This is a genomic window from Robiginitalea sp. SC105, from assembly GCF_014243345.1.
Taxonomy (GTDB): domain Bacteria; phylum Bacteroidota; class Bacteroidia; order Flavobacteriales; family Flavobacteriaceae; genus Robiginitalea.
The window spans coordinates 1,582,925-1,603,910 of record NZ_JACLZF010000001.1 but is presented as its reverse complement, the minus strand read 5'-3'; the positions used below and the strand labels follow the sequence as shown (position 1 = coordinate 1,603,910).

20 protein-coding genes are annotated in these 20,986 nt (G+C 56.3%); 12 read left to right on the top strand and 8 right to left on the bottom strand.

Going from position 1 to position 20,986, the window contains the following annotated elements:
- Positions 1-44: 44 nt before the first annotated feature.
- Positions 45-1,763 (top strand): M14 family metallopeptidase, encoded by a 1,719-nt coding sequence (locus tag H7F20_RS07110; RefSeq protein ID WP_255444000.1) that lies wholly within the window; start codon positions 45-47, stop codon positions 1,761-1,763.
- A 4-nt stretch (positions 1,764-1,767) separates the two neighbouring features.
- Here H7F20_RS07110 and H7F20_RS07105 read toward each other — a convergent pair whose 3' ends face one another.
- Positions 1,768-2,370, bottom strand: coding sequence for an NUDIX domain-containing protein (locus H7F20_RS07105; RefSeq protein WP_185785413.1), 603 nt, complete (start codon positions 2,368-2,370; stop codon positions 1,768-1,770).
- Between the two features lie 7 nt (positions 2,371-2,377).
- On the opposite strand from H7F20_RS07105, the gene pyrE reads away from it, so the two are divergent.
- Together pyrE and H7F20_RS07095 are read left to right on the top strand one after the other, a co-directional pair.
- The gene (gene pyrE, locus H7F20_RS07100; RefSeq protein WP_185785412.1) at positions 2,378-3,019 is read left to right on the top strand and encodes an orotate phosphoribosyltransferase; all 642 of its coding nucleotides are present in this window, start codon (positions 2,378-2,380) and stop codon (positions 3,017-3,019) included.
- Between the two features lies 1 nt (position 3,020).
- Entirely contained in the window at positions 3,021-3,413 is a 393-nt protein-coding gene (locus H7F20_RS07095; RefSeq protein ID WP_185785411.1) for an SRPBCC family protein, read from the top strand.
- A gap of 52 nt (positions 3,414-3,465) precedes the next feature.
- Here the strand turns inward: H7F20_RS07095 and H7F20_RS07090 are convergent, their stop codons facing one another.
- Positions 3,466-4,197: a biotin--[acetyl-CoA-carboxylase] ligase gene (locus H7F20_RS07090; protein WP_185785410.1), complete on the bottom strand. Its 732-nt coding sequence runs from the start codon at positions 4,195-4,197 to the stop codon at positions 3,466-3,468.
- A gap of 88 nt (positions 4,198-4,285) precedes the next feature.
- On the opposite strand from H7F20_RS07090, the gene rsfS reads away from it, so the two are divergent.
- Genes rsfS through H7F20_RS07060 form a run of 6 tightly spaced genes read left to right on the top strand, consistent with a single transcriptional unit; the run spans position 4,286 to position 9,107 of the window.
- Positions 4,286-4,660 carry a ribosome silencing factor gene (gene rsfS / locus H7F20_RS07085; RefSeq protein WP_185785409.1) on the top strand — a complete coding sequence of 125 codons (375 nt, stop codon included), beginning with the start codon at positions 4,286-4,288 and terminating at the stop codon, positions 4,658-4,660.
- A 6-nt stretch (positions 4,661-4,666) separates the two neighbouring features.
- Entirely contained in the window at positions 4,667-6,724 is a 2,058-nt protein-coding gene (gene ftsH / locus H7F20_RS07080; protein WP_185785408.1) for an ATP-dependent zinc metalloprotease FtsH, read from the top strand.
- 48 nt (positions 6,725-6,772) lie between these two features.
- Positions 6,773-7,387, top strand: a complete 615-nt coding sequence (locus H7F20_RS07075; protein ID WP_185785407.1) for an LUD domain-containing protein — start codon at positions 6,773-6,775, stop codon at positions 7,385-7,387.
- Positions 7,388-7,389: 2 nt separating this feature from the next.
- The gene (locus tag H7F20_RS07070) at positions 7,390-8,193 is read left to right on the top strand and encodes a phosphatidate cytidylyltransferase (RefSeq protein WP_185785406.1); all 804 of its coding nucleotides are present in this window, start codon (positions 7,390-7,392) and stop codon (positions 8,191-8,193) included.
- Positions 8,183-8,854, top strand: coding sequence for a phosphatidylserine decarboxylase family protein (locus H7F20_RS07065; protein WP_185785405.1), 672 nt, complete (start codon positions 8,183-8,185; stop codon positions 8,852-8,854). Before H7F20_RS07070 ends, H7F20_RS07065 begins: the two co-directional genes overlap by 11 nt.
- Positions 8,844-9,107 (top strand): acyl-CoA-binding protein, encoded by a 264-nt coding sequence (locus H7F20_RS07060; protein ID WP_185785404.1) that lies wholly within the window; start codon positions 8,844-8,846, stop codon positions 9,105-9,107. The genes H7F20_RS07065 and H7F20_RS07060 overlap by 11 nt, the downstream gene beginning before the upstream one ends.
- A gap of 87 nt (positions 9,108-9,194) precedes the next feature.
- Here H7F20_RS07060 and H7F20_RS07055 read toward each other — a convergent pair whose 3' ends face one another.
- Together H7F20_RS07055 and H7F20_RS07050 are read right to left on the bottom strand one after the other, a co-directional pair.
- Positions 9,195-9,956, bottom strand: a complete 762-nt coding sequence (locus tag H7F20_RS07055; protein WP_185785403.1) for a creatininase family protein — start codon at positions 9,954-9,956, stop codon at positions 9,195-9,197.
- Positions 9,957-9,983: 27 nt separating this feature from the next.
- Positions 9,984-11,252, bottom strand: coding sequence for a sterol desaturase family protein (locus H7F20_RS07050; RefSeq protein WP_185785402.1), 1,269 nt, complete (start codon positions 11,250-11,252; stop codon positions 9,984-9,986).
- 149 nt (positions 11,253-11,401) lie between these two features.
- On the opposite strand from H7F20_RS07050, the gene H7F20_RS07045 reads away from it, so the two are divergent.
- Entirely contained in the window at positions 11,402-13,519 is a 2,118-nt protein-coding gene (locus H7F20_RS07045) for a glycoside hydrolase family 97 protein (RefSeq protein WP_185785401.1), read from the top strand.
- A gap of 70 nt (positions 13,520-13,589) precedes the next feature.
- On the opposite strand, the gene H7F20_RS07040 is transcribed toward H7F20_RS07045, so the two are convergent.
- From H7F20_RS07040 to H7F20_RS07030, 3 genes are all read right to left on the bottom strand, one after another.
- Positions 13,590-14,225, bottom strand: coding sequence for a hypothetical protein (locus tag H7F20_RS07040; protein ID WP_185785400.1), 636 nt, complete (start codon positions 14,223-14,225; stop codon positions 13,590-13,592).
- Between the two features lie 70 nt (positions 14,226-14,295).
- A complete protein-coding gene (locus H7F20_RS07035; protein ID WP_185785399.1) occupies positions 14,296-15,003 on the bottom strand; it encodes a response regulator transcription factor in 708 nt (235 codons plus the stop codon).
- Positions 14,984-16,270 (bottom strand): sensor histidine kinase KdpD, encoded by a 1,287-nt coding sequence (locus tag H7F20_RS07030; protein WP_185785398.1) that lies wholly within the window; start codon positions 16,268-16,270, stop codon positions 14,984-14,986. Before H7F20_RS07030 ends, H7F20_RS07035 begins: the two co-directional genes overlap by 20 nt.
- A 218-nt stretch (positions 16,271-16,488) precedes the next feature.
- On the opposite strand from H7F20_RS07030, the gene H7F20_RS07025 reads away from it, so the two are divergent.
- The gene (locus H7F20_RS07025; RefSeq protein WP_185785397.1) at positions 16,489-17,637 is read left to right on the top strand and encodes a hypothetical protein; all 1,149 of its coding nucleotides are present in this window, start codon (positions 16,489-16,491) and stop codon (positions 17,635-17,637) included.
- 65 nt (positions 17,638-17,702) lie between these two features.
- On the opposite strand, the gene H7F20_RS07020 is transcribed toward H7F20_RS07025, so the two are convergent.
- Positions 17,703-20,333: a valine--tRNA ligase gene (locus tag H7F20_RS07020; RefSeq protein WP_185785396.1), complete on the bottom strand. Its 2,631-nt coding sequence runs from the start codon at positions 20,331-20,333 to the stop codon at positions 17,703-17,705.
- A 197-nt stretch (positions 20,334-20,530) separates the two neighbouring features.
- Here H7F20_RS07020 and H7F20_RS07015 point away from each other — a divergent pair, with 197 nt between their 5' ends.
- Positions 20,531-20,917 carry a DUF1573 domain-containing protein gene (locus tag H7F20_RS07015; RefSeq protein ID WP_185785395.1) on the top strand — a complete coding sequence of 129 codons (387 nt, stop codon included), beginning with the start codon at positions 20,531-20,533 and terminating at the stop codon, positions 20,915-20,917.
- Positions 20,918-20,986: the final 69 nt, after the last annotated feature.

Sequence of the window (20,986 nt, the reverse complement as noted above, 5' to 3'; positions counted from 1 at the left end):
CTAATTCGGCGGCAATGGGTTTGGTTCGTTTTTGTTTCTGGGCAATGTGTATCCTGTATCTGACCGGCTGCGAGAAAAAGGTGGCCGACCAGCAGGCCGAATACCCCACTCCTTTCGAGGAGGGCGACGGAAACACCACGGCGACCTATGGCGAAACCATTGATTTCTATATCCGCCTGGCGCGGGAATACCCCGAAATAAACATACAGACGCTGGGGATGACCGACAGCGGGAAGCCCCTCCACCTGGTAACTTACAGCCCGGAAGGGGATTTCAACTTTGAGCGGCTTCGAAGGGAGCATGCCATACTGCTGGTCCTCAACGGCATCCATCCCGGGGAAAGCGACGGCATCGATGCGAGCATGCTCCTGTTGCGGGACCTTGCCACCGGGGCCCTCAGGGCTCCTGAGAACGTTGTGATCGCCACCATTCCGGTTTATAACGTCGGGGGCGCCCTGCAGCGGAACAGCACCACCCGTGCCAACCAGAACGGCCCGGAATCCTATGGGTTCAGGGGCAATGCACGGAATTATGACCTGAACCGGGATTTCCTTAAAATGGATACGCGGAACGCCCGGACCTTTGCGCAGATCTTCCACCTGGTGCGGCCCGATTTTTTCCTGGACAACCATGTGAGCAATGGCGCGGATTACAGCTACACCCTTACCCACCTGTTCACCCAGCACAACAAGCTGGGAAGCCCCCTGGGGGAATTCCTGGAAGACAGCCTCCGCCTGGGCCTGGAGGCTTCCCTGGCGGAAAGGCAGTGGGACATCACCCCCTATGTCAATGTCTTCAACCGCCCCCCGGAAACCGGATTCAGCCAGTTCATGGATTACCCCCGTTACTCCACGGGGTATGCGGCACTTTGGAATACCCCGGGAATGATGCTGGAAACGCATATGCTCAAACCCTATGACCAGCGTGTCTCAGGCACCTATGCCGTGATGGAAAGCCTGATCGGTCTGGTATCCCGCCAGCGGGAAGCGTTGCGGGAAAAGCGCCGCCTGGCCGATTCCTCCCTGCTGGCCGGCAGGCAGTATCCCCTTGGCTGGTCCGTAGACAGCACCCGCTACCAAACCCTGGATTTCAAAGGGTACACGGCCGAAATGGTCCCCAGCGAGGTTACGGGGCAGCCACGCCTGAAATACGACAGGGAGCGACCTGTAGCTTTTGAGGTGCCCTATTACAACGAATTCCGGCCCGCCGATTCCATCCGGATCCCGAAAGCCTATATCGTGCCCCGGCAATGGCAGTCCGTTTCCGAGCGCCTGGACTGGAACGGCATCCGGTACCGGGAACTGGAAAAGGATACCGCCCTGCAGGTGACCGGCTACCGGATAGAGGACTACAGCACCTATGACCGGGCCTATGAAGGACATTACCCCCACTATGCCACCCGGGTCAGCGCGGACACCGTCCTGAGGACTTTTGCCGCAGGTGACCTGCTGGTCCCCACGGACCAGCCGGGGATACGGTACATCCTGGAAACGCTCGAGCCCGCGGCCCCCGATTCCTTTTTCAACTGGAACTTTTTCGATACGGTCCTACAACAGAAGGAAGGGTTTTCACCTTATGTGTTTGAAGAGACGGCAGCCCGGTTGCTGGAATCGGACAGCACCCTGCGGCATGCCTTTCAGCGCATGAGGGATTCCGTCCCCGGCTTCGCGGATTCGGGCTATCGTCAACTCGACTGGTTATATATGCACAGCCCGAATTATGAACCGGCCCACCGGCAGTACCCGGTGTATCGTATGGAATAGTATCTTAAACCTGGGGTTGCGGCGGTTCGAACAGGATCCGGATGTTGATGTAGGATTTCTTGAGGGCTTTCTGGATTTTCTGCGGCCCTTTCCACTTGACCTTGACAATCCCCTCGCTCTTCTGCCCCTTGAGCTTCCCGTCATAGTCCGTCTTCATCGCATACCAGTGTACCTCCTTGAGGTGGTATTTCCCCTTTCGCTTGAAGACATGGTAGGTGGTGCGCAGGAAATTCTCGATCTTCAGCCCCTTCACGCCCGTCTCCTCCTTCACTTCCCTCAGTGCGCATTCTTCCAGGGACTCTTTTTTCTTGATCTTTCCCTTGGGCAGGTCCCACTTTTTATTGCGGTAGATAAACAGCACCTTTCCCTGCGGGTTGGTCACCACGCCCCCCGCGGCGACGGTGAGCGGGATCTTGGCAGCAAATTTATTCAGGATTTCCTCCAGGTTGGGGTGGTAGATAAATGCCTTGCTCAGTTTTTTCTTGGAAAGGGATTCCACGGCTGTCTGCACGGCATCGTCGTTCATCATAAAGTATTCGCCCTCCTCCGACTCCACGATTTTGTCAGTCAAAATCAGGGGTCTTTCATTCACAAAAACTTTATACATTTACAGCATGGTTTTAGAAAATGAAACGGCTCGGAAAACCGCGGAGCTGCTACTGCAAATTAATGCAATTAAATTAAAACCTGAAAATCCCTTTACCTGGGCCTCAGGTTGGAAATCCCCCATTTATTGCGATAACAGGATTGTGCTGTCCCATCCGGAAATCCGGGGGTACATCCGCGACCAGCTGGCCCGCCAGCTCACCGATCGCTACGGCAGGCCGGACCTGGTTATCGGCGTGGCAACCGGTGCCATCGGCATCGGGATGCTGGTTGCCGAAAAACTCGGGCTCCCCTTTGCCTATGTGAGGCCGGAACCCAAGTCCCACGGGCGTCAGAACCAGATCGAGGGGCAGGCTGCCTCCGGACAGCGGGTCGTGGTCATCGAAGACCTCATCAGTACCGGGAAAAGCAGCCTGAACGCCATTTCCGCCCTGCAGCAGGCCGGGCTGGAAGTGCTGGGGATGCTGGGGATCTTCAGCTACGGTTTTGACATCGCTGCCGAAAATTTCAGGGCACAGGGCATCGAGGTCCACACCCTGAGCAATTACGAACACCTGATCGAACTGGCATCCCAATCGGGGTACATTCAGCCCGACCAGTTGGAAACCCTTGAAAAATGGCGGGGAAACCCGCAGGAATGGAACCATTGACATGCACTTAGAATCACCAGCCGTACCACTCGGCAAAAGCCAGGAGGAAGCCTTTGCCTACCTCAGCGACCTTTCCAATTTCGAACGGCTCATGCCGGATACTATTCAGACTTTTGAATTGCTGGATCCGGATACCTTCCGGTTTGCCCTGAAAGGGATGCCCGAAATCGTGCTGAAACGCAAGGAGGAAACCCCCCCGGAGCGCATTGTGCTGGGGGCTGCCAGCGACAAGCTCCCCTTTACGCTCACAGCGGATATCCGCGATTTGGGATCCGGGAAAAGCGAGGTGCAGCTGACATTCCAGGGGCAGTTCAACGCGATGATGGCCATGATGGTCAAAGGCCCCATCACCAATTTCCTGGGCACCCTCAGTTCCAACCTTTCGAAAAGCTGAGTCCCTCTTTGCCTCTTTGTGTTCACCGTACCGCCCAGCCCCCGGCGGGCTCCTAGTAATGCATCCGGATTTCGCGGAAATCATAGGTTCGGATCCCCAGGCCCCGGCGTTCGACGCGCAGCCTTCCTTGTGGCCCGACACCGCGAATGATCCCTTCAAATTCCCTTTCCGCCCCTGAACTGAAAATCCCGGGCTGGTCCTTGAGGAAAAGCCGTGACTCATACTGCCTGCGGATGGATTCAAGTGGCCTGGAAGCCGGGTCCCGCAGGGATTCCAGCAATTTCCCCTCCAGCGCATCCAGGACGTCCCCGGTATCAAAGGGCTTCCCGGCCCTCAGACATAGGGACGAAGCCGAGGGCAAACCCGGGAAGGTCGTCTGGTTCACATTCAGGCCGATCCCGATAATACTGTGGGCGATCCGATCCCCCTGCAGGGAATTCTCGATCAGGATACCGCAGACCTTGAACCGGCCTGACAGAATGTCGTTTGGCCATTTTACAGTAATTTCCGGGATTTCCAGGGCATCGAGTACCTGGGCAATGGCCAGGGACACGCACATATTCAACCGGAAGTGTTCCCGGGCAGGCAGGGCCTGGAATAGCTTTAACAAGCTGAAGGTTAAGTTTTTATCCCGCTCCGATATCCATCCCGCCCCCGGCTGGCCCCGGCCCCGGGTCTGGACGGCAGCGGCAACCAGGGTGCCGTCCGGCAAATCCCTTTCCTGCATCAATCGTTTCAGATGGGCGTTGGTGGAATCTGTGGCACTAAGTTTGATCCGGTACATGAGGCAGTTTGGGCCGTGAAGCTTATGTTAAAAACAGTGCCCTAAAAAACAAAAAAATAATAACTTTGTAGAAACCTAAAACTTTTGGATGCAGAAAAGGAAAGCAAGTGCAGATGAATTGATTGCCTTAATTTTACATGGAATAGAAGAAGTAAAAGGATTAGACATTAACCTACTTGATTTACGGGCCATTGACAACACCGTTTGCGATTACTTCGTGATTTGCAACGGGACCTCCAACACCCATGTCAATGCAATCGTAAATTCCGTCCAGAAAACTGTTAGCAAAGCTATTAATGACAAGCCCTGGCACGTAGAGGGGTCGGAGAACGCCGAATGGGTGCTGATCGACTATGTGAATGTTGTCGTGCACGTATTTCAGAAACACGTACGGGAATATTACGATATTGAGGGACTTTGGGGAGATGCCGAAGTGACGCTCGTCGAAAGCAGCTATAATTAAAAGAAAATGGCAAAAGACAATAAAACCCCCCAGAAGAAGCCGCGTTTTAGCTCCTGGTGGATATACGGACTGATTATCGTATTCCTGATTGGTTTCCAATTTTTCGGAAGCGACAGCCTGTCCCCTACCAGCAAGACCACCACTTCAGAACTGCAGGAATTCCTCCGCAATGGGGATATAAATAAGATCCTGATCATCACCAACACGCGACAGGCCAAGGTATTCCTTACCGAGGAAGCCATGACCAAGGACGTGCACCGCGACGTTTCGGACCAGCCCTTTTCCCTGAGTTCGGGCAGTGTGCCCCAGTATGTGCTGGATTACGGAGACCTGCAGAATTTTGAGAACGACATCAAAAAGATCAAACAGGAGAACAACCTGGATACTGTGGTGGACTACGACACGGAGTCCAACGTGTTCATGGAACTCCTGCTGACCATCCTCCCCTTTGTGCTGATTATCGGCATCTGGATCTACCTGATGCGGCGCATGTCCGGCGGGGCAGGCGGCGGGGCAGGCGGCCAGATCTTCAATATCGGCAAATCCAAGGCAAAGCTCTTCGACGAAAAGACGGACACCCGGACCTCCTTCAAGGATGTGGCCGGCCTGGAAGGTGCCAAAGAGGAAGTGGAGGAAATCGTGGAGTTCCTCAAGAACCCGGATAAATACACCTCCCTGGGTGGTAAGATCCCGAAGGGCGCCCTGCTCGTCGGCCCCCCCGGAACCGGGAAAACCCTTTTGGCGAAGGCCGTTGCCGGAGAGGCAAAAGTGCCCTTTTTCTCATTGTCCGGATCGGATTTTGTGGAGATGTTTGTCGGGGTCGGTGCCTCCCGGGTACGCGACCTGTTCAAGCAGGCAAAAGACAAGTCCCCGGCCATTATTTTCATCGACGAGATCGATGCCATCGGCCGTGCCCGTGGGAAGAACAATTTTACGGGATCCAACGACGAGCGGGAAAACACCCTCAACCAGCTCCTTACGGAAATGGACGGCTTTGGCACTAATACAAACGTCATCGTGCTGGCTGCCACCAACCGGGCAGATGTCCTGGACAAGGCCCTGATGCGGGCCGGACGGTTTGACCGGCAGATCTACGTGGACCTCCCGGACATCCGGGAACGCAAGGAAATCTTCGAGGTGCACCTGCGCCCGATCAAAACGGCGGAAACCCTGGACCTGGATTTCCTGGCCCGGCAGACCCCCGGGTTTTCAGGGGCGGACATCGCGAATGTCTGCAACGAGGCAGCCCTGATTGCCGCGCGCAAGGAACGCAAGGCGGTTACCAAACAGGATTTCCTGGATGCGGTTGACCGGATTGTAGGCGGCCTGGAGAAGAAAAACAAGATCATTACCCCCGAGGAGAAAAAGACGATTGCCTACCACGAGGCCGGGCATGCCACGGTGAGCTGGATGCTCGAACACGCCGCCCCCCTTGTCAAGGTAACCATTGTCCCCAGGGGCCAGTCGCTCGGAGCGGCCTGGTACCTGCCGGAGGAGCGCCTGCTGGTCCGCCCGGAACAGATGCTGGACGAAATGTGCGCCACCCTGGGCGGCAGGGCCGCCGAAAAGGTGATCTTTGACAAGATCTCCACCGGTGCCCTGAGCGACCTGGAAAAGGTCACCAAACAGGCCCGGGCCATGGTCACCATCTACGGGCTCAACGACGCCATTGGGAACCTCACGTACTACGATTCCTCCGGACAGAACGAATACGGTTTCACCAAGCCCTACAGCGAGGAAACCGCCCGGAAAATCGACCAGGAGATTTCCAAGATCATAGAAGATCAATACAAGCGGGCAATTATCGTTCTCCGGGAAAACAAGGACAAATTAATTGAGCTGGCGGAAAGATTATTGGACAAAGAAGTTATCTTTAAGGAGGATTTGGAAAAAATCTTCGGCAAGCGCCCGTTCGAAAAGTTCGATAAACTCGGCCAGGAAAAAACCCTGGATGAAACCCCCTCGAAAGACGGGGACACCTCCAAGGCACAGGATCCGGTAAAAGGGGAGGAAAAGCCCGATTCACCGGAGGAAGAAGAAAAGACCGTTGAGAAAGAAAATTGACGGTTGTGCCTGGTGAATGGCGCGATGCCTGGTAACCAATAAGAATATATGGGGCTTTTTGACAAGCTTTTCGGCGGAGGAAAGAAAAAGAAGCGTTCCAAGGAAACGGTTCAGACCCGTGGTGTGCACATGCCCGACCTGAAAATCCCCGTAGACGAAAAGTTTACCATCCAGTTCAAAAAGAACGGTGGCAAGTTCATCTACTGCGACAATTTCGAAGAGGTCCGGGAAGCCCTGAAAAACATCGTCGCAGAAAACCAGTGGCAGCAGGAATCCTTTTTTGTGATGAACCCCGCCCTCGAAGAGCGGTTCAATCGCGAAAACCTGCGCTTCTCGCAGAAAAGTTCGCAAAGCAGCGTCTTTTTTACCACCTGCGAACACCTGGTCGCCCAGAACGGGTCCATTCTGGTATGCTCCAACCAGTTGATGGAGAAAAAGCTCAACGAACTCCCGGAAAACATCATCGTATTTGCGACTACCAGCCAGCTGGTGGAATCTATCGGGGAAGGGCTTAAAATCATAAAGAAGAAGTACAAGGACCGGATCCCGGCGAACATCACCACCCTGAAACACTTTCAGCCGACCACTGAGAACTCCAAGGACTTCCTGACATACGGCAGCAGTTCCAAACACCTGTACCTGCTATTACTGGAGGACCTGTAGCCATGAGGGAAGTATTCAGACGCCTGATAACAGGCGCCCTTTACGTGTTGCTCCTGCTCTCGGCCATTTTCCTCAGCTCGGATGCCTTCGATTTCCTGTTCATGGTTTTCGGGCTGGCCTGCCTCTATGAATACAAGCGGCTGGTATTGCTTCACGGCTATTACATCTTTATCGCCTACCTGGGGCTCTGGTGGGTCTTTATCTACCTCACCCGCGACCCCATGCTCATCCAGATGCTGCTCCTGCTGACACTGGCAGTCAATATGACGCTTATCGCCTGGCTTTACAGCAACCGGAAAAAACCCTTCACCAGCCTCCAGAAATTCCTGGTAGGCCTGTTTTATATCGGGGGAGGTTGTATCTTCCTGACGATGATCCCCTACAAGGACGACGTGTTTGCCAAATACCTCATCATGGGGATCTTTATCATTATCTGGGTCAATGATTCCTTTGCCTACCTGGTGGGGAAAACCCTGGGGCGGAACAAGCTGTTTCCGTCGGTTTCCCCAAAAAAAACCATCGAAGGCTCCCTCGGCGGGATGGTCTTCGGGCTGGGTGCCGCGGCCCTGCTGGGTTGGCTGACACCGGTCCTCCATACCCGGGAATGGGTGCTGCTCGGCATGGTCCTGGTAGGGATGGGGACCTATGGGGACCTGATCGAATCCCGGCTCAAGCGGGTGGCCGGCATCAAGGACAGCGGCGCCATCCTCCCGGGACACGGCGGCATGCTGGACCGGTTGGACAGTTTGGTATTTGCCGCACCTTTCGCATATTTGACATTAATAATACTGAGCTATGTTTCATAAGGAAGGACAACGGATCATCCTGATCACCTTCGCACTCTGTGCCGGGCTGGTCTTTGCCGCAGAATACTATGTGCCCGGCGAGGCCCTGCGGATCGGGTTGCAGCTGGCGGCCATCATCTGCCTGGTGCTGATCCTCCAGTTTTTCCGCAACCCCAAACGGGTCGCCCCAAAAAATTTCGATGAGATCCTGGCACCGGTAGACGGGAAGGTGGTCGTTATCGAGGAGATCGAGGAAAAAGAGTATTTCCGGGACCGGCGGATACAAATCTCTATCTTCATGTCCCCGGTGAATGTCCACGTAACCCGGTATCCCGCCAGCGGGGTAATCACCTATTCCAAATACCACCCCGGCAAGTACCTGGTGGCCTGGCACCCGAAATCGAGCGAGGAAAACGAACGCACCACGGTGGTGATCCGGACCCCGAAATTCGGGGAGATCATGTACCGGCAAATTGCCGGGGCCATGGCCCGCCGCATTGTGAATTATGCGGAAGAGGATGAAAGCGTCCAGCAGGGGGAGGATTCCGGTTTTATCAAATTCGGGTCGCGGGTCGATGTCATCCTGCCGCTGCGCAGTGTCGTAACCGCCCAGCTGAACCAGAAGGTCCGCGGAGCCCATACTTGTATTGCAACCGTTCCAAAACCAACCGATGACCAGTGATCCGCTCCATACCCGCTTCCGGGAAGCCGTTGCCAGGGTCAACAGCTATACCCGCCCTCTGCCCGCGGACTTCCTGTTGAAGCTCTACGCCTATTACCGGATTGCCAACAAGGATTTCAGCCATCCGGGAAGTAAAAAGCCGCTTATAAATGCCTTTAAGTCGAATGCACTGATCCAGGCCAGGAACGTCACACCGGAAGAGGCCATGCAGGCGTACATCGACCTGGTCGACAAGGAATTGCCCCTGGAATGACCGGCGGCGGCACACCGCTCCGGGCCGCATGAATGTTACCCGCAACAAAGTTACCTGTAGCCGGGGTGGATACCCCGGACCACGGAATTACTCATACAGGTCCGCCGGGTCAGCCATGGATAATTCCAGCAGGAACTCCCCGATCTTTTCCGACACATCCCTGAAAAACCGCGCCCCCTTTTCCGCCGTGGCAGCCGCCGGGTCCCCTACCCCCGTGTCTTCGCTTACCTGCGACCACTTGCGCTCGGCCCAGGCCCATCCCTGGTTCAACCCCCCGATACGAAACCTGCGGGAAGCCCCGCTGCCCCACGCATCCGCCGGAAGCACCAGGTCGGGCCGCAGGTGCAGCATCAGGCTGGTTTCCGCCTCATCGGCATGGTCGCCAGCCGCTTCAAAATACGCCTCCCGGTCCATGGCCTGGAACCAGTTCGTCATACAGACGAACAGTTGGGGGTACCGAAGCCCGAGTTCCCGCAGGAGGGCCTTGAAATTATTGCCTCCATGGCTGTTGAAAACGACCAGTTTGCGCACCTGGTGGCGGCAGAGGGTGGCAGCGACATCGTCGAGGATGGCCAGCTGGGTGGTCGGGTTCAGGTTCATATCCAGGTAGATATCCGCCTGTCCGGTATTCACCCCGAAAGGGATGGTGGGCAGGACCACCACCTTGCCCCCCTTATTCCAGGCATATTCCGCAGCAGCTGCAGCCAGGGCATCCGCCTCGTAGTTGTCCGTGCCATAGGGAAGGTGGTAATTGTGGGCTTCCGTGGCCCCCCATGGGAGCACAGCCACGTCGAATCGGTGTTCCTGCAGGGCTTTCCAGTTGGTTTCCGCAAGGATATAAGGTCGCATAAAGTTTCGTATAAAGGATTAAGTTTTTCAGTACGCCAGGGGAGAGTCCCTCCGATGGCCGGCCAGGCCTCCGAAATAGATCCCGCCTGTCAGGGTAATGCCAAAATAGGCCGCCACGGCCAGGCTCCCGTATTCCCAAAAGGCGTCAAGGCCAAACCAATCGCCGGTTTGGAAGATGAGCCACCCCCCCACCAGGGCGCGCCCGACCTCAACCCAGGCGGCAAAGGGCTTTCCGTCCATCAGGGAGGTATACCCGTATATCCCGGCAAAGAGCATCGCACCGCAATATAGCAGGCCCTCGGTCCCGATCTGCCCGAAATTGTAGAACATAAAGACGAGCAATAACAGGGTGACGGCCAGTTGAAAAATAACATACCCCCTGAAAAGCGGACCGGCCGGCGTATCATAGCGCCTGAAATGGTAAACGTCGGTAATCACCTCCCGGGGATACAGGCTTGCGACATCCGCCGGTCGCCAGCCGGTTGGCATAAACCAAATACGCAGTTTGTCCCTAAGGCTGCGGGTCCTCCAGGCATCCTGCACAAGCCGCCATAAATGCTGGAAATTGATGAGGATGGGGTTCCAGGTGGCCGCCGGCTTCAGTACGCCGTACTGGGGGGGCACCTCCGGCAGTTCCTCCTGGAAGGTGCCGAACATCCGGTCCCAGACACAGAGGATCTGCCCCAGGTTTTTATCGATGTATTCCGGGTTGATCGCATGGTGCACCCGGTGCTGGGACGGGGTGACGATTACGTATTCCAGCCATCCCATTTTGCCGATATGTTGGGTGTGGTACCAAAACTGGGCGAACAGGTGGAGGGGTGCCAGGATGGCAATTACCTGTTCGGGCACCCCGAGCAGGGCGGCGGGCAGCAGCAACAGGGAAAAGTACCCCACCAGGTTGGATATGGGTTGCCGCAGGGCGCATGCAAGGTTGAATTCCTCGCTGCTGTGATGGATGACATGCTGGTTCCAGAACAGGTTTACGCGATGGCTCAGCCGGTGGTTCCAGTAGCCCGCAAAATCGATGGCCAGGAAGGCGATCAGCCAGACGGCCCACCCGGCTTCCACCTGGAACAGGGCAAGGTGTTCGAGCAGGTAGGGGTAGGAAATCAGGACAAATACCAGGCCCAGGGAATCCTTGACCACATTGGTGAGGCCGGAGGAAATACTGCTGACCGTATCCATCACCCGGTAGTGTTGTTTCCGGGTCCAGGCGCCGTAGGCGATTTCCACAGCCATGAGCAACAGGAAAAAAGGGATGGCATATAACAGGGCCGAGGCGTATGCTTCCATCAGTCTGCTGGTTTGCCATAAAAATAGGAAATCCGTCCGACTCGGACGATACCTGTCCGGTATGGCTGGCTGCAATTCTCCACTAAATTCTATAACTTATGCGGGTGGGTTACCCATAAATGCATCATCAAAGTCTTAATCCTGTATCCATGAAAAAATATTCCCTTCTTTTCCTAACGCTGCCCCTGATTTTCGGATCCTGCTCCCAGAAGGACCAGGAAGCCATTGTCCGCTCCCCCGAGCTCACCAACCAGGTCGAATTTGGGCTGACGGAGGCGGGTGTGCCTTATTACCGGGTCCTGCACAACGGAGAAGTGGTCCTGGATACCTCCGCCCTGGGCTTTGAACTCGTGGGTCAGCCGCCCCTGCGTTCCGGTTTTGAAATCACGGGTTGGCAGACCGGCTCAGAGGACGAAACCTGGGAGATGCCCTGGGGCGAACAACGCGAGGTCCGAAACCGTTATAACGAAATGCTGTTTACTTTGAAGGAAACCAAGGCTCCCGGCCGGGAATTGAAAATCCGGTTCCGCGCCTTCGAAGACGGCATAGGCTTCCGGTATGAGTTCCCGGCCTGGGAAGGGACAGACAGCCTGAAAATACAGGACGAACAGACAGAGTTCCGGCTTACCGGAGACCACACGGCCTGGTGGATCCCGGGCGACTGGGATATTTACGAACACCGGTACAATACCACCCGTGTCTCCGGAATTGACGCGATTTCAAAAAGGGACAACGAGGACCTGGCTGCCACCTATATCCCCGTGAATGCGGTCAATACACCAGTGACGCTCAGGACGGACGAGGGGCTGCACCTGGCCTTCCACGAAGCCGACCTGACGGACTATGCAGGGATGACCCTGAAAGTGGACCCGGAATCCCTGACCCTGACCAGCGGACTGGTGGGATCCGACCGGCACGGGTACAAGGTTAGCAGGAAACTGCCATTCCACACCCCCTGGCGGACGGTACAGATCGGTGACCGGGCCGGTGACCTGATTGAATCCCGACTGATCGAAAACCTGAATGAACCCAACAAACTCGGTGACATCCCCTGGTTTACACCCATGAAATATGTTGGGATCTGGTGGGAAATGCACCTGGGACTGTCTACCTGGGACATGGAGGCCACCCAGGACATGAACACTTTCTCCACCCTGGGGAACGAGCAGACCAGCTCCAAGCACGGGGCCACTACCGAAAACACGAAAAAGTATATTGATTTTGCTGCCGAAAACGGATTCGGGGGGGTCCTGGTCGAGGGCTGGAATACCGGCTGGGACCACTGGATCGGGTTTGAGGACCGCGAAGGGGTTTTCGATTTCGTGACCCCGTATGCGGATTTTGATATCGCCGAAGTAAACCGGTATGCCAGGGAAAAAGGGGTGGAGATGATCATGCACCACGAGACGAGCGCGGCCCCCAGGACGTACGAGCAGCAGATGGAAGCAGCCTACGAGCTGATGCAGGAGTACGGTATGCATACGGTTAAAACGGGCTATGTGGGGAAAATCATCCCCAAAGGGGAATACCACCACGGGCAGTGGATGGTGAACCACTACCGCAAGGTACTGGAAACCGCCGCCGGTTACCAGGTAGCCATCAATGCCCACGAGCCCATCAAGGCCACCGGGCTGAGGCGTACCTACCCGAATGCCATAGCCCGGGAAGGGCTGCGGGGCCAGGAATTCAACGCCTGGGCGACCGACGGGGGCAACCCCCCGGAGCACCTGCCCATCGTCGCTTTCACGAGGATGCTCGCCGGTCCCATCGACTTTACCCCGGGGGTTTTTGATATTGCCCTGCCCACCCGTGCAAACAACCAGGTCAACACGACCCTGGCCCAGCAGCTCGCCCTGTACGTAGTGATCTACAGTCCGGTACAGATGGCCTGTGACCTGCCCGAAAACTACGCGGGCCAGCCGGCCCTGCAATTTATCCGCGATGTGGGTGTGGATTGGGAACAGAGCCGGGTCCTCGACGGGGAAGTTGGGGACTTTGTGGCCATCGCCCGGGAGGAGCGCGGCACCGGCAACTGGTTTGTGGGCGGCATCACGGATGAGAACGAGCGGGAATTAACGGTGGACTTCGGTTTCCTGGAACCGGGTAAAACCTACAGGGCCCGGATCTACCGGGACGCGGCAGATGCCCACTACCGGGATAACCCGACAGCCCTCGCCATCGAGGAAGCGGAAATCACCGCAGAAACCACCAGGACATTCCACCTGGCACCGGGGGGCGGTTTTGCGATCAGCCTGATGACAGATTAAATCGCGGACAAGACCACGTAGCTCCGGGACTGGGGCGAATGGGGCCCGGGAGGGGCAAAGTTACTCCCGCCTACGGACAGTTTTCGCTGTAGGTATCCTCCGGGTCGCTCGTCCAGCCGGCCGGGATGCTGGCCAGCTGGGAGGGGCTGACCCTGATACATTCCAGGGGGTTACCCTCGGCGGACAGTGTAATGAGATCCGGGCACATGGATACATCAAGGGTCCCAAGCCGGTTATCGGCGAGGGTCAGCAATTGCAGCTGGGTATAGGCTTCGAGGTTCAGGGACGCCAGGTCGTTCCCCGAGAGCCCGACCTTTTCAATTTCCGGGTTAACCCCGATAGTCAGGGAAGTAAGCGCGTTGTCCTCTGCCCAGATAAAGAGTAGGGAGGTATTGGATGAGACATCGAGGCCCGTAAGGGAATTCCCCCGGACCGAAAGGTTCACCAGGTCCCGGAATCCGGATATTCCACTCAGGTCCGATATGCCGCGGTTATCCACGTTCAGGAAGGTGATAAATTCAATGGATGCCGTAGCGACGCTCCCATCCACCTGGTCGTCCAGGTCCAGGTCCACCAGCGCAGATTCAAAATTCGCATCCGGGATTTGGGTGCGCGCCTCGGGCGCAGATTCCGTTGCTGTTTCCTTTTCGTCCGTGCTGCAGCCGAGCGCCAGCGCAGCCAGGAGGAATATCCATGTCTTTTTCATCGTATTTTTTTTTTTCAAAAATACGGAATCCCGACAGGCTCCGGGATGAATTGGAGGGGCGCATACGACATTAATCGCCGTTGGCAGGCATCCGGAAGATAAATCCCTGTCCGTGGATATTCTCTATTTTCAGTGAGGCGTCCCGTTCCAGCAATTTCCGCAGCCGGGTGATGAATACGTTGAGGCTTTTCCGGTTGAAATAATCGTTGCGGCCCCAGATGCGCTTGAGGATTTCCCCGTGGGTGCACAGACGGTTGCTGTTCCGCGCCAGGTAGGCCAGCAATTCGCTTTCCCGGTTGGTCAGGGAAAGCTCTTCCCCCTCAAACTCCAGCTTCTGGTTCAGGCTGTCGAAGGTATACCGTCCGAGCTGCTGCACGGTATGGGGTTCCTGGCCGGAGGTGGTTTCCAGGCGGGACAGGAGTGCCTCGATCCGCACCACGAGTTCTTCCTCGTCAATGGGTTTTTTCAGGTAGTCCACCGCTCCCACGGAAAAGCCCTTGAGCACATCGATTTTCATGGAGCGGGCCGTCAGGAAAATGAACGGCAGGCCCGGAAAGCGCTCATGGATCTCCCTCCCCAGCGTAAAACCGTCCTTCCCCGGCATCATTACATCCAGGATCAGCAGGTCAAAGGCACGTTGTTCCAGCAAGGGCATTACCTCCTCCGGGGCCTGTATCCAGCGAAGCTCGAAACCTTTCATCCCGAGGTATTCCGTCAGCAGGTAGCCCAGGGAGGTGTCGTCCTCCACCAACAGCAGTTTATATTGATTGTTCTCCATGATTGCGTAGTGGTAATTCAACTGTTATTTCCGTTCCCCTGCCCGGCTGGCTTTTTACCCGGATAGTGCCCCGGTGCCGGTCGATTACGGTTTTGACATAGCTCAGGCCCAGGCCATACCCCCGGACGTCCTGCCGGTCGCCTTCCGTGATCCGGTAGTATTTTTTGAAAATCCTCGATTTTTCCTCCGCCGCCATGCCCGGACCCTGGTCGCTCACCGAAATCAGGAGGCGGCCGGATTGCCGCCGGGCCGACAGGTGCACCGGGCTCCCCTTCCCATATTTGCGGGCATTATCCAGCAGGTTGTTCACGGTATTTTCCAGATGGAATACCGACCCGTCCAGCAAAATCGGGCCATCGGGCAACTCAAATTCAAAAGGGATTCCTTCCAGCTCGCAAAGGGACCGGAATTGCTCGCAAAGCACCCCCAGGGCAGGTGCAAAGTCGATAGGTTCCAGGGGGATGGATGCCGAGGCGCGTTCCAGGCTGCCGAGTTCAAGTACCTGATCGATATGCCCGGAAACGCGTGCGGTCTGCTGGAGGATGGTCTCGGTGAGGGCCTTTTGCTCTTCCGGCACCTTTTCCTTCAGGATTTTGGCGGCCAGGCTGATGGAGAATACCGGGGTGCGCAATTCGTGAGTGAGGTTGTTGATGAACTCATGGGTGGTGGAGATGGTGCGCTGCTGCCAGTAATAGGTCCGCAGGACCCAAAGGACCGCCACCAGGATACCCGCCAGGAATAACAGACTGGGAAAGGTAAGCCCGTTGAGCTGCAACAGGAAGTAGGTCGTCAGGTCCGCAAACTGCAACTGCAGGATCAGGCGCTGGCCTATCCGCATGGGAAGGTATCCCTCCAGTTCAATGGGATAGGCGAACCGGCGGTCCGTGGGACGACTGGAATTGACAGCAGAAGTCAGGTAATAGCTGCTATCCCGTGTCATCAGTTCAAAAGTGAAGTCCGCATCAATTTCATTGTCGATCAGTTTCTCCCGGAGGTAGTCCTCCAGGAAATGCCGCGAGGCGTCCGTCATATGGTCGAGGCCCGTGTTAAAACGGGTGCTGTCGCGCTCCAGGACGCTCCCCAGCAAATACGTCAGCTGGTTGTTCCCGTACAGGCCGCTGCGGATATCCCCCCCGGCATCCGCGATGTGCTGTCCAAATTGCAGGCGGGCCAGGCTCAGGCCTATCCTGAGGTAGCGGTACTGGACAAAGGCAAGTCCGCCAATGGATATCACAAAAAGCGCAATAAAGAGAACCTTCCTGTTCAAAATGACGTTACAAAAAAGATGAATTAATCTTTACGGGAAAAACCGTTAACCCGGGTTTAACTTCATTAACCTTTCGTTAACCGCATTAACCGGCTACTAGCCGCCGGCAGCTCCTGCATCACCTAGATTTGACCCGGTTAAAGTTAGCACTTTATCCACGTTCAACCCATTGGATGTACCAACCACATCCTTCGAATTCCAACTTAAAACAAACCAGCATGCGTAAAGACCATTCAAAATACCTTTTTCCTGTTCTGTTTTTTATTTCCCTGACGCTCCCTGCCCTGGGTACCAGCCAGGGGTGCGTGGCCATACGGCATTTTTCGAGCTGTTCCGGGGCCCATCCCGAAAGCAATGTACTGGCGGCCGGGTCGGTTTTGCTGGGCACCAACTACCGCTACTTCAAATCCTTCCGACATTTCCGGGGTACGGAGGAGGAGCCGGACCGGGTTGCCAACCAGACGGAGGTGATCAACCATTCCCATGCCTGGGACTTTTTCCTTACCTATGGGATCACGGACCGGTGGTATGCCAGTGTGGTAGTGCCTACGGTAATCAATACCCGGTCCTCCCTTTACGAACACGGCCGGGAAGAGCGGAACACCACCTTTTCCAGGGGGCTGGCCGATATCCGCTGGAATGTGGGATACTGGCTGCTGGATCCCGCGGCCCTACCCAAGGGCAACATCGCCGTCGCCCTGGGGATGAAACTGCCTACCGGCAACTACCAGGCAACGGATATCTTTTATAACGTCGGGGTGGACGGAAGCCCGGAAGTGCGGCCGGTGGACCAGTCCATCCAGCCCGGGGACGGCGGGTTCGGCATTACTGCGGAATTCCAGTTTTACCGGGAACTCAGCCCGTCGTATTTCTTATACGGAGGGGGTTTCTACCTGTTCAACCCCAGGGAGACCAATGGGGTGCGCACCTTCCGGGAGACCCTCAGCCCGATCCTGCAGAACGAGGCGATCATGTCCGTACCGGACCAGTTTTCCCTCCGGCTGGGATTGAGCCACCCGTTTTCCCCTGAATTCACAGGATCGATCGGGGCCCGCTTCGACGGGGTGCCCGTGGAGGATGTGATCGGGGGCAGCGGGGGCTTCCGCAGGCCGGGGAACGTACTGGCCATAGACCCGGGGATCAGCTACACCAAGGGTCCCCTTGCCCTGAACCTCAGCGTGCCCTTTGCCGTTCGGCGCGAACGGCCCCAGAGCCTTACCGACCTGGAAACGGAGCAGGCAACCGGGAACCCCCGCAACGGGGATGCTGCCTTTGCCGATTACGTGATCAACGTGGGTGTCATTTATCGGCTTGGCGGAAACAGTGTAGCCCTGGACCCGGAGAAACAGGACCCATTTAACCGGTAACACGGGCACAATAAGCAATCGGGGGGGCTACCAGGACCGCCCCCCTTGCTTGCTTGCCTGCCTGCCTACTGGAGGTTGGCCAGGCTTTTTTCCAGGGTCTCGATCTTGGATTCGGCGTCTGATGCCTTCTTCCGCTCCAGGGCGACCACCGATTCCGGTGCGTTCCCGACAAACCGTTCATTGGAGAGCTTTTTCCGTACTGACGCCAGGAAGCCCCGGGTATACTCGAGTTCTTCCCGGATCTTCCGGATTTCCTCCCCGATATCCACGGCCCCTTCCATCGGAATAAAGTATTCGTTGCTGCGTACCCGGAACGACAGGGCGCCCTCGGGGGCTTCTTTGGTGTATACCGGAGGCGCTACGTTGGCCAGCTTACCTACCAGCACATCCCACTTCCTGGGAAGGTGTTCCTCATCAAGGACCAGTAGCTCAAGGGTCTCCTTAAAAGGGATGTTTTTGTCCTTGCGGATGGTCCGGATGCCTGAAATGACTTCGCTGGCCATTGTAAATTCCCCAAGGAGGTCCGCATCCGCGGTAGCTGGTGAAGGCCAGGCAGCCACCACCAGGGCCTCCTCCGGGGACCGGGTGGCCATATGTTGCCAGACCTCCTCGGAAAGGAAGGGCATAAAGGGGTGCAGCAACCGCAGGTTGTCTTCGAAAAGGCCGGTTACTTCCCGGAATGTCTTTTGATCCATGGGTTCCCCATAGGCCGGCTTGACGATCTCCAGCAGCCAGGAACAAAAATCCTCCCACAGGAGCTTATAGGTAGCCATCAGGGCATCCGAGATCCGGTATTTGGAGAAGTGGTCCTCGATCTCGGCCCGCACCGCCTCGAATTTGGCCCGGTACCAGGCAATCCCCAGGGATGCTGCTTCGGGCTGATCGCCATCGGCCACCTCCCAACCCTGTACCAACCGGAAGGCATTCCAGATTTTGTTGGCAAAGTTCTTGCCCTGCTGGCACAGGCTTTCATCGAACAGGAGGTCATTCCCCGCGGCTGCACTGAGCAGCAGGCCCACCCGGACGCCATCGGCACCATACTGTTCAATCAGTTCCAGGGCGTCCGGGGAATTCCCAAGGGATTTGGACATCTTCCTCCGCTGTTTGTCCCGGACCAGGCCGGTGAGGTACACGGTTTCAAAAGGGCGCTCCCCGCGCAATTCATACCCGGCAATAATCATCCGGGCCACCCAGAAAAAGAGGATGTCCGGCCCGGTCACCAGGTCGGTGGTGGGATAGTAATAATTGACTTCCTCGTTGTCCGGGTCCAGGATGCCCCCGAAGACGCTGATCGGCCAGAGCCAGGAAGAGAACCAGGTATCCAGCACATCTTCGTCCTGCCGCAGGTCCCCGGCCTCAAGGGAGGTATTCCCGGACTTCTCACGTGCCAGATCCAGGGCGGATTCGGCCGATTCGGCGACAACGAATTCCGATTTGCCGGGCCCGTAATACCAGGCCGGGATGCGCTGTCCCCACCAGAGCTGCCGCGAGATATTCCAGTCCCGGATATGTTCCATCCAGTGGCGGTAGGTATTTTCGAACTTGGCCGGTACCAGGCGGACCTCCCGGGATTCCAATACGGCTTCCAGGGCGGGTTTGGCCAGGTCCTCCATCTTCAGGAACCACTGGTCCGACAGGCGGGGTTCGATCACGGCCCGGGTGCGTTCCGAGGTCCCCACCTTGTTGGTATAGGGCTCCTTCCGGACCAGGTAGCCCTTCTCCTCCAGCTCGGCGACGATCGCCTTGCGGGCCTCAAACCGGTCCATCCCCTGGTAGTGCAGCCCATAGGCGTTCAGCGTGGCATCCGGGTTAAAGATATCCACCAGTTCCAACCCGTGCTTCTCGCCCAGGACGTAGTCGTTTTCATCGTGGGCCGGGGTAACCTTCAGGCAACCCGTCCCGAATTCCATGGTCACATATTCGTCGGGGATTACCGGCACTTCCCGGTCGCATATAGGCACGCGCACCGTCTTCCCGTGCAGGTCCAGGTACCGCTCGTCCTCCGGATGGATGCACACGGCCGTATCACCCAGGAGGGTTTCCGGACGGGTAGTGGCAATCACCACCTTTTGGTCGGTCCCCACCACGGGGTAGGCAATATGGTAGAGGAAACTCTGACGCTCCTCGTAATTGACTTCTTCGTCGGACAGGGTCGTTTTCGCTTCCGGGTCCCAGTTCACCATACGGTAACCGCGGTAGATGAGCCCCTTGTTGTACAGGTCCACGAATACTTTAAGGACGGAGGCCTCCATATCCGGGTCCATGGTGAATTTGGTGCGGTCCCAGTCGCAGGAACACCCCAGCTTCTTGAGCTGTTCGAGGATCACCCCGCCGTAGTTGTGGGTCCAGTCCCATGCGTGTTCCAGGAATTCCTCCCGGCTGATCGAGGATTTGGAAATGCCCGCTGCCTTCAGTTTTGCCACCACCTTTGCCTCCGTGGCAATGGAAGCGTGGTCGGTACCCGGTACCCAGCAGGCATTTTTACCCAGCATGCGGGCCCTACGGATAAGCACATCCTGTATGGTATTGTTCAGCATATGCCCCATGTGTAGCACCCCCGTGACATTCGGAGGGGGGATCACGATGGTATAGGGTTCCCGGTTATCGGGGACGGAACGGAAATAGCCGTGCTGCATCCAATAGGTATACCACTGCTTTTCAACCCTTTGGGGGTCGTATTTGGAAGGGATTTCCATTATCTTGGTATGGTTTTTGAAGTAGAGGGGCTGACGGTTACGGGAACGGGGCTTGTGCCTGATTCAGGGCTGCCCGCCCGCAATTTGTCTGCAAAATTAATACGAAACAAAAATAACTAACGTTAGAACATAACAAAAGAATTTTGGATGTTCCTGCCTCAATGGCTACATTTGAAGTTCACCCAAAATGATCTAAAATGAAAAAAGTAGCAATTCTGTTGTTTGTCGGCCTACTGACATGGAGTGTTTCCGCCCAGGAAAAAACAGCCAAGATCGAATTCAAATCAGAAACGGTCGATTACGGTGAAATTGATAAGGGAAGCGACGGGGTTCGTGTCTTTGAATTCACGAATACCGGCGATGCGCCCCTGGTCATCAGCAAGGTGAGTTCCAGTTGCGGGTGTACCATCCCGAAAAAACCCGAGGCCCCCATCATGCCGGGCAAAACCGGAGAAATCCAGGTAAAATACGATACAAACCGCGTGGGACCGATCCGCAAGGCAATTACGGTCATCTCCAATGCGGACACCCCTACCAAGATCCTCAAGATCAAAGGTACCGTGAAGGGTGTGGAAGGGAAATAAGGAAAGAACCTTCAAGAAACATCAAACCCCCGGCATTCCCGGGGGTTTTTGTTTTTTAGGACCCCTGAC

What these genes read in the sequence shown, in the direction of transcription:
- H7F20_RS07055 (WP_185785403.1), bottom strand. Translation starts at nt 9,956, where the DNA reads ATGCGACCTTATATCCTTGCGGAAACCAACTGGAAAGCCCTGCAGGAA.
- H7F20_RS07045 (WP_185785401.1), top strand. Translation starts at nt 11,402, where the DNA reads ATGAAAAAATATTCCCTTCTTTTCCTAACGCTGCCCCTGATTTTCGGA.
- H7F20_RS07110 (WP_255444000.1), top strand. Translation starts at nt 45, where the DNA reads ATGTGTATCCTGTATCTGACCGGCTGCGAGAAAAAGGTGGCCGACCAG.
- H7F20_RS07020 (WP_185785396.1), bottom strand. Translation starts at nt 20,333, where the DNA reads ATGGAAATCCCTTCCAAATACGACCCCCAAAGGGTTGAAAAGCAGTGG.
- H7F20_RS07025 (WP_185785397.1), top strand. Translation starts at nt 16,489, where the DNA reads ATGCGTAAAGACCATTCAAAATACCTTTTTCCTGTTCTGTTTTTTATT.
- H7F20_RS07035 (WP_185785399.1), bottom strand. Translation starts at nt 15,003, where the DNA reads ATGGAGAACAATCAATATAAACTGCTGTTGGTGGAGGACGACACCTCC.
- H7F20_RS07070 (WP_185785406.1), top strand. Translation starts at nt 7,390, where the DNA reads ATGAGGGAAGTATTCAGACGCCTGATAACAGGCGCCCTTTACGTGTTG.
- H7F20_RS07075 (WP_185785407.1), top strand. Translation starts at nt 6,773, where the DNA reads ATGGGGCTTTTTGACAAGCTTTTCGGCGGAGGAAAGAAAAAGAAGCGT.
- ftsH (WP_185785408.1), top strand. Translation starts at nt 4,667, where the DNA reads ATGGCAAAAGACAATAAAACCCCCCAGAAGAAGCCGCGTTTTAGCTCC.
- H7F20_RS07095 (WP_185785411.1), top strand. Translation starts at nt 3,021, where the DNA reads ATGCACTTAGAATCACCAGCCGTACCACTCGGCAAAAGCCAGGAGGAA.
- H7F20_RS07050 (WP_185785402.1), bottom strand. Translation starts at nt 11,252, where the DNA reads ATGGAAGCATACGCCTCGGCCCTGTTATATGCCATCCCTTTTTTCCTG.
- pyrE (WP_185785412.1), top strand. Translation starts at nt 2,378, where the DNA reads ATGGTTTTAGAAAATGAAACGGCTCGGAAAACCGCGGAGCTGCTACTG.
- H7F20_RS07015 (WP_185785395.1), top strand. Translation starts at nt 20,531, where the DNA reads ATGAAAAAAGTAGCAATTCTGTTGTTTGTCGGCCTACTGACATGGAGT.
- H7F20_RS07065 (WP_185785405.1), top strand. Translation starts at nt 8,183, where the DNA reads ATGTTTCATAAGGAAGGACAACGGATCATCCTGATCACCTTCGCACTC.
- H7F20_RS07060 (WP_185785404.1), top strand. Translation starts at nt 8,844, where the DNA reads ATGACCAGTGATCCGCTCCATACCCGCTTCCGGGAAGCCGTTGCCAGG.
- H7F20_RS07040 (WP_185785400.1), bottom strand. Translation starts at nt 14,225, where the DNA reads ATGAAAAAGACATGGATATTCCTCCTGGCTGCGCTGGCGCTCGGCTGC.
- H7F20_RS07090 (WP_185785410.1), bottom strand. Translation starts at nt 4,197, where the DNA reads ATGTACCGGATCAAACTTAGTGCCACAGATTCCACCAACGCCCATCTG.
- H7F20_RS07105 (WP_185785413.1), bottom strand. Translation starts at nt 2,370, where the DNA reads ATGTATAAAGTTTTTGTGAATGAAAGACCCCTGATTTTGACTGACAAA.
- rsfS (WP_185785409.1), top strand. Translation starts at nt 4,286, where the DNA reads ATGCAGAAAAGGAAAGCAAGTGCAGATGAATTGATTGCCTTAATTTTA.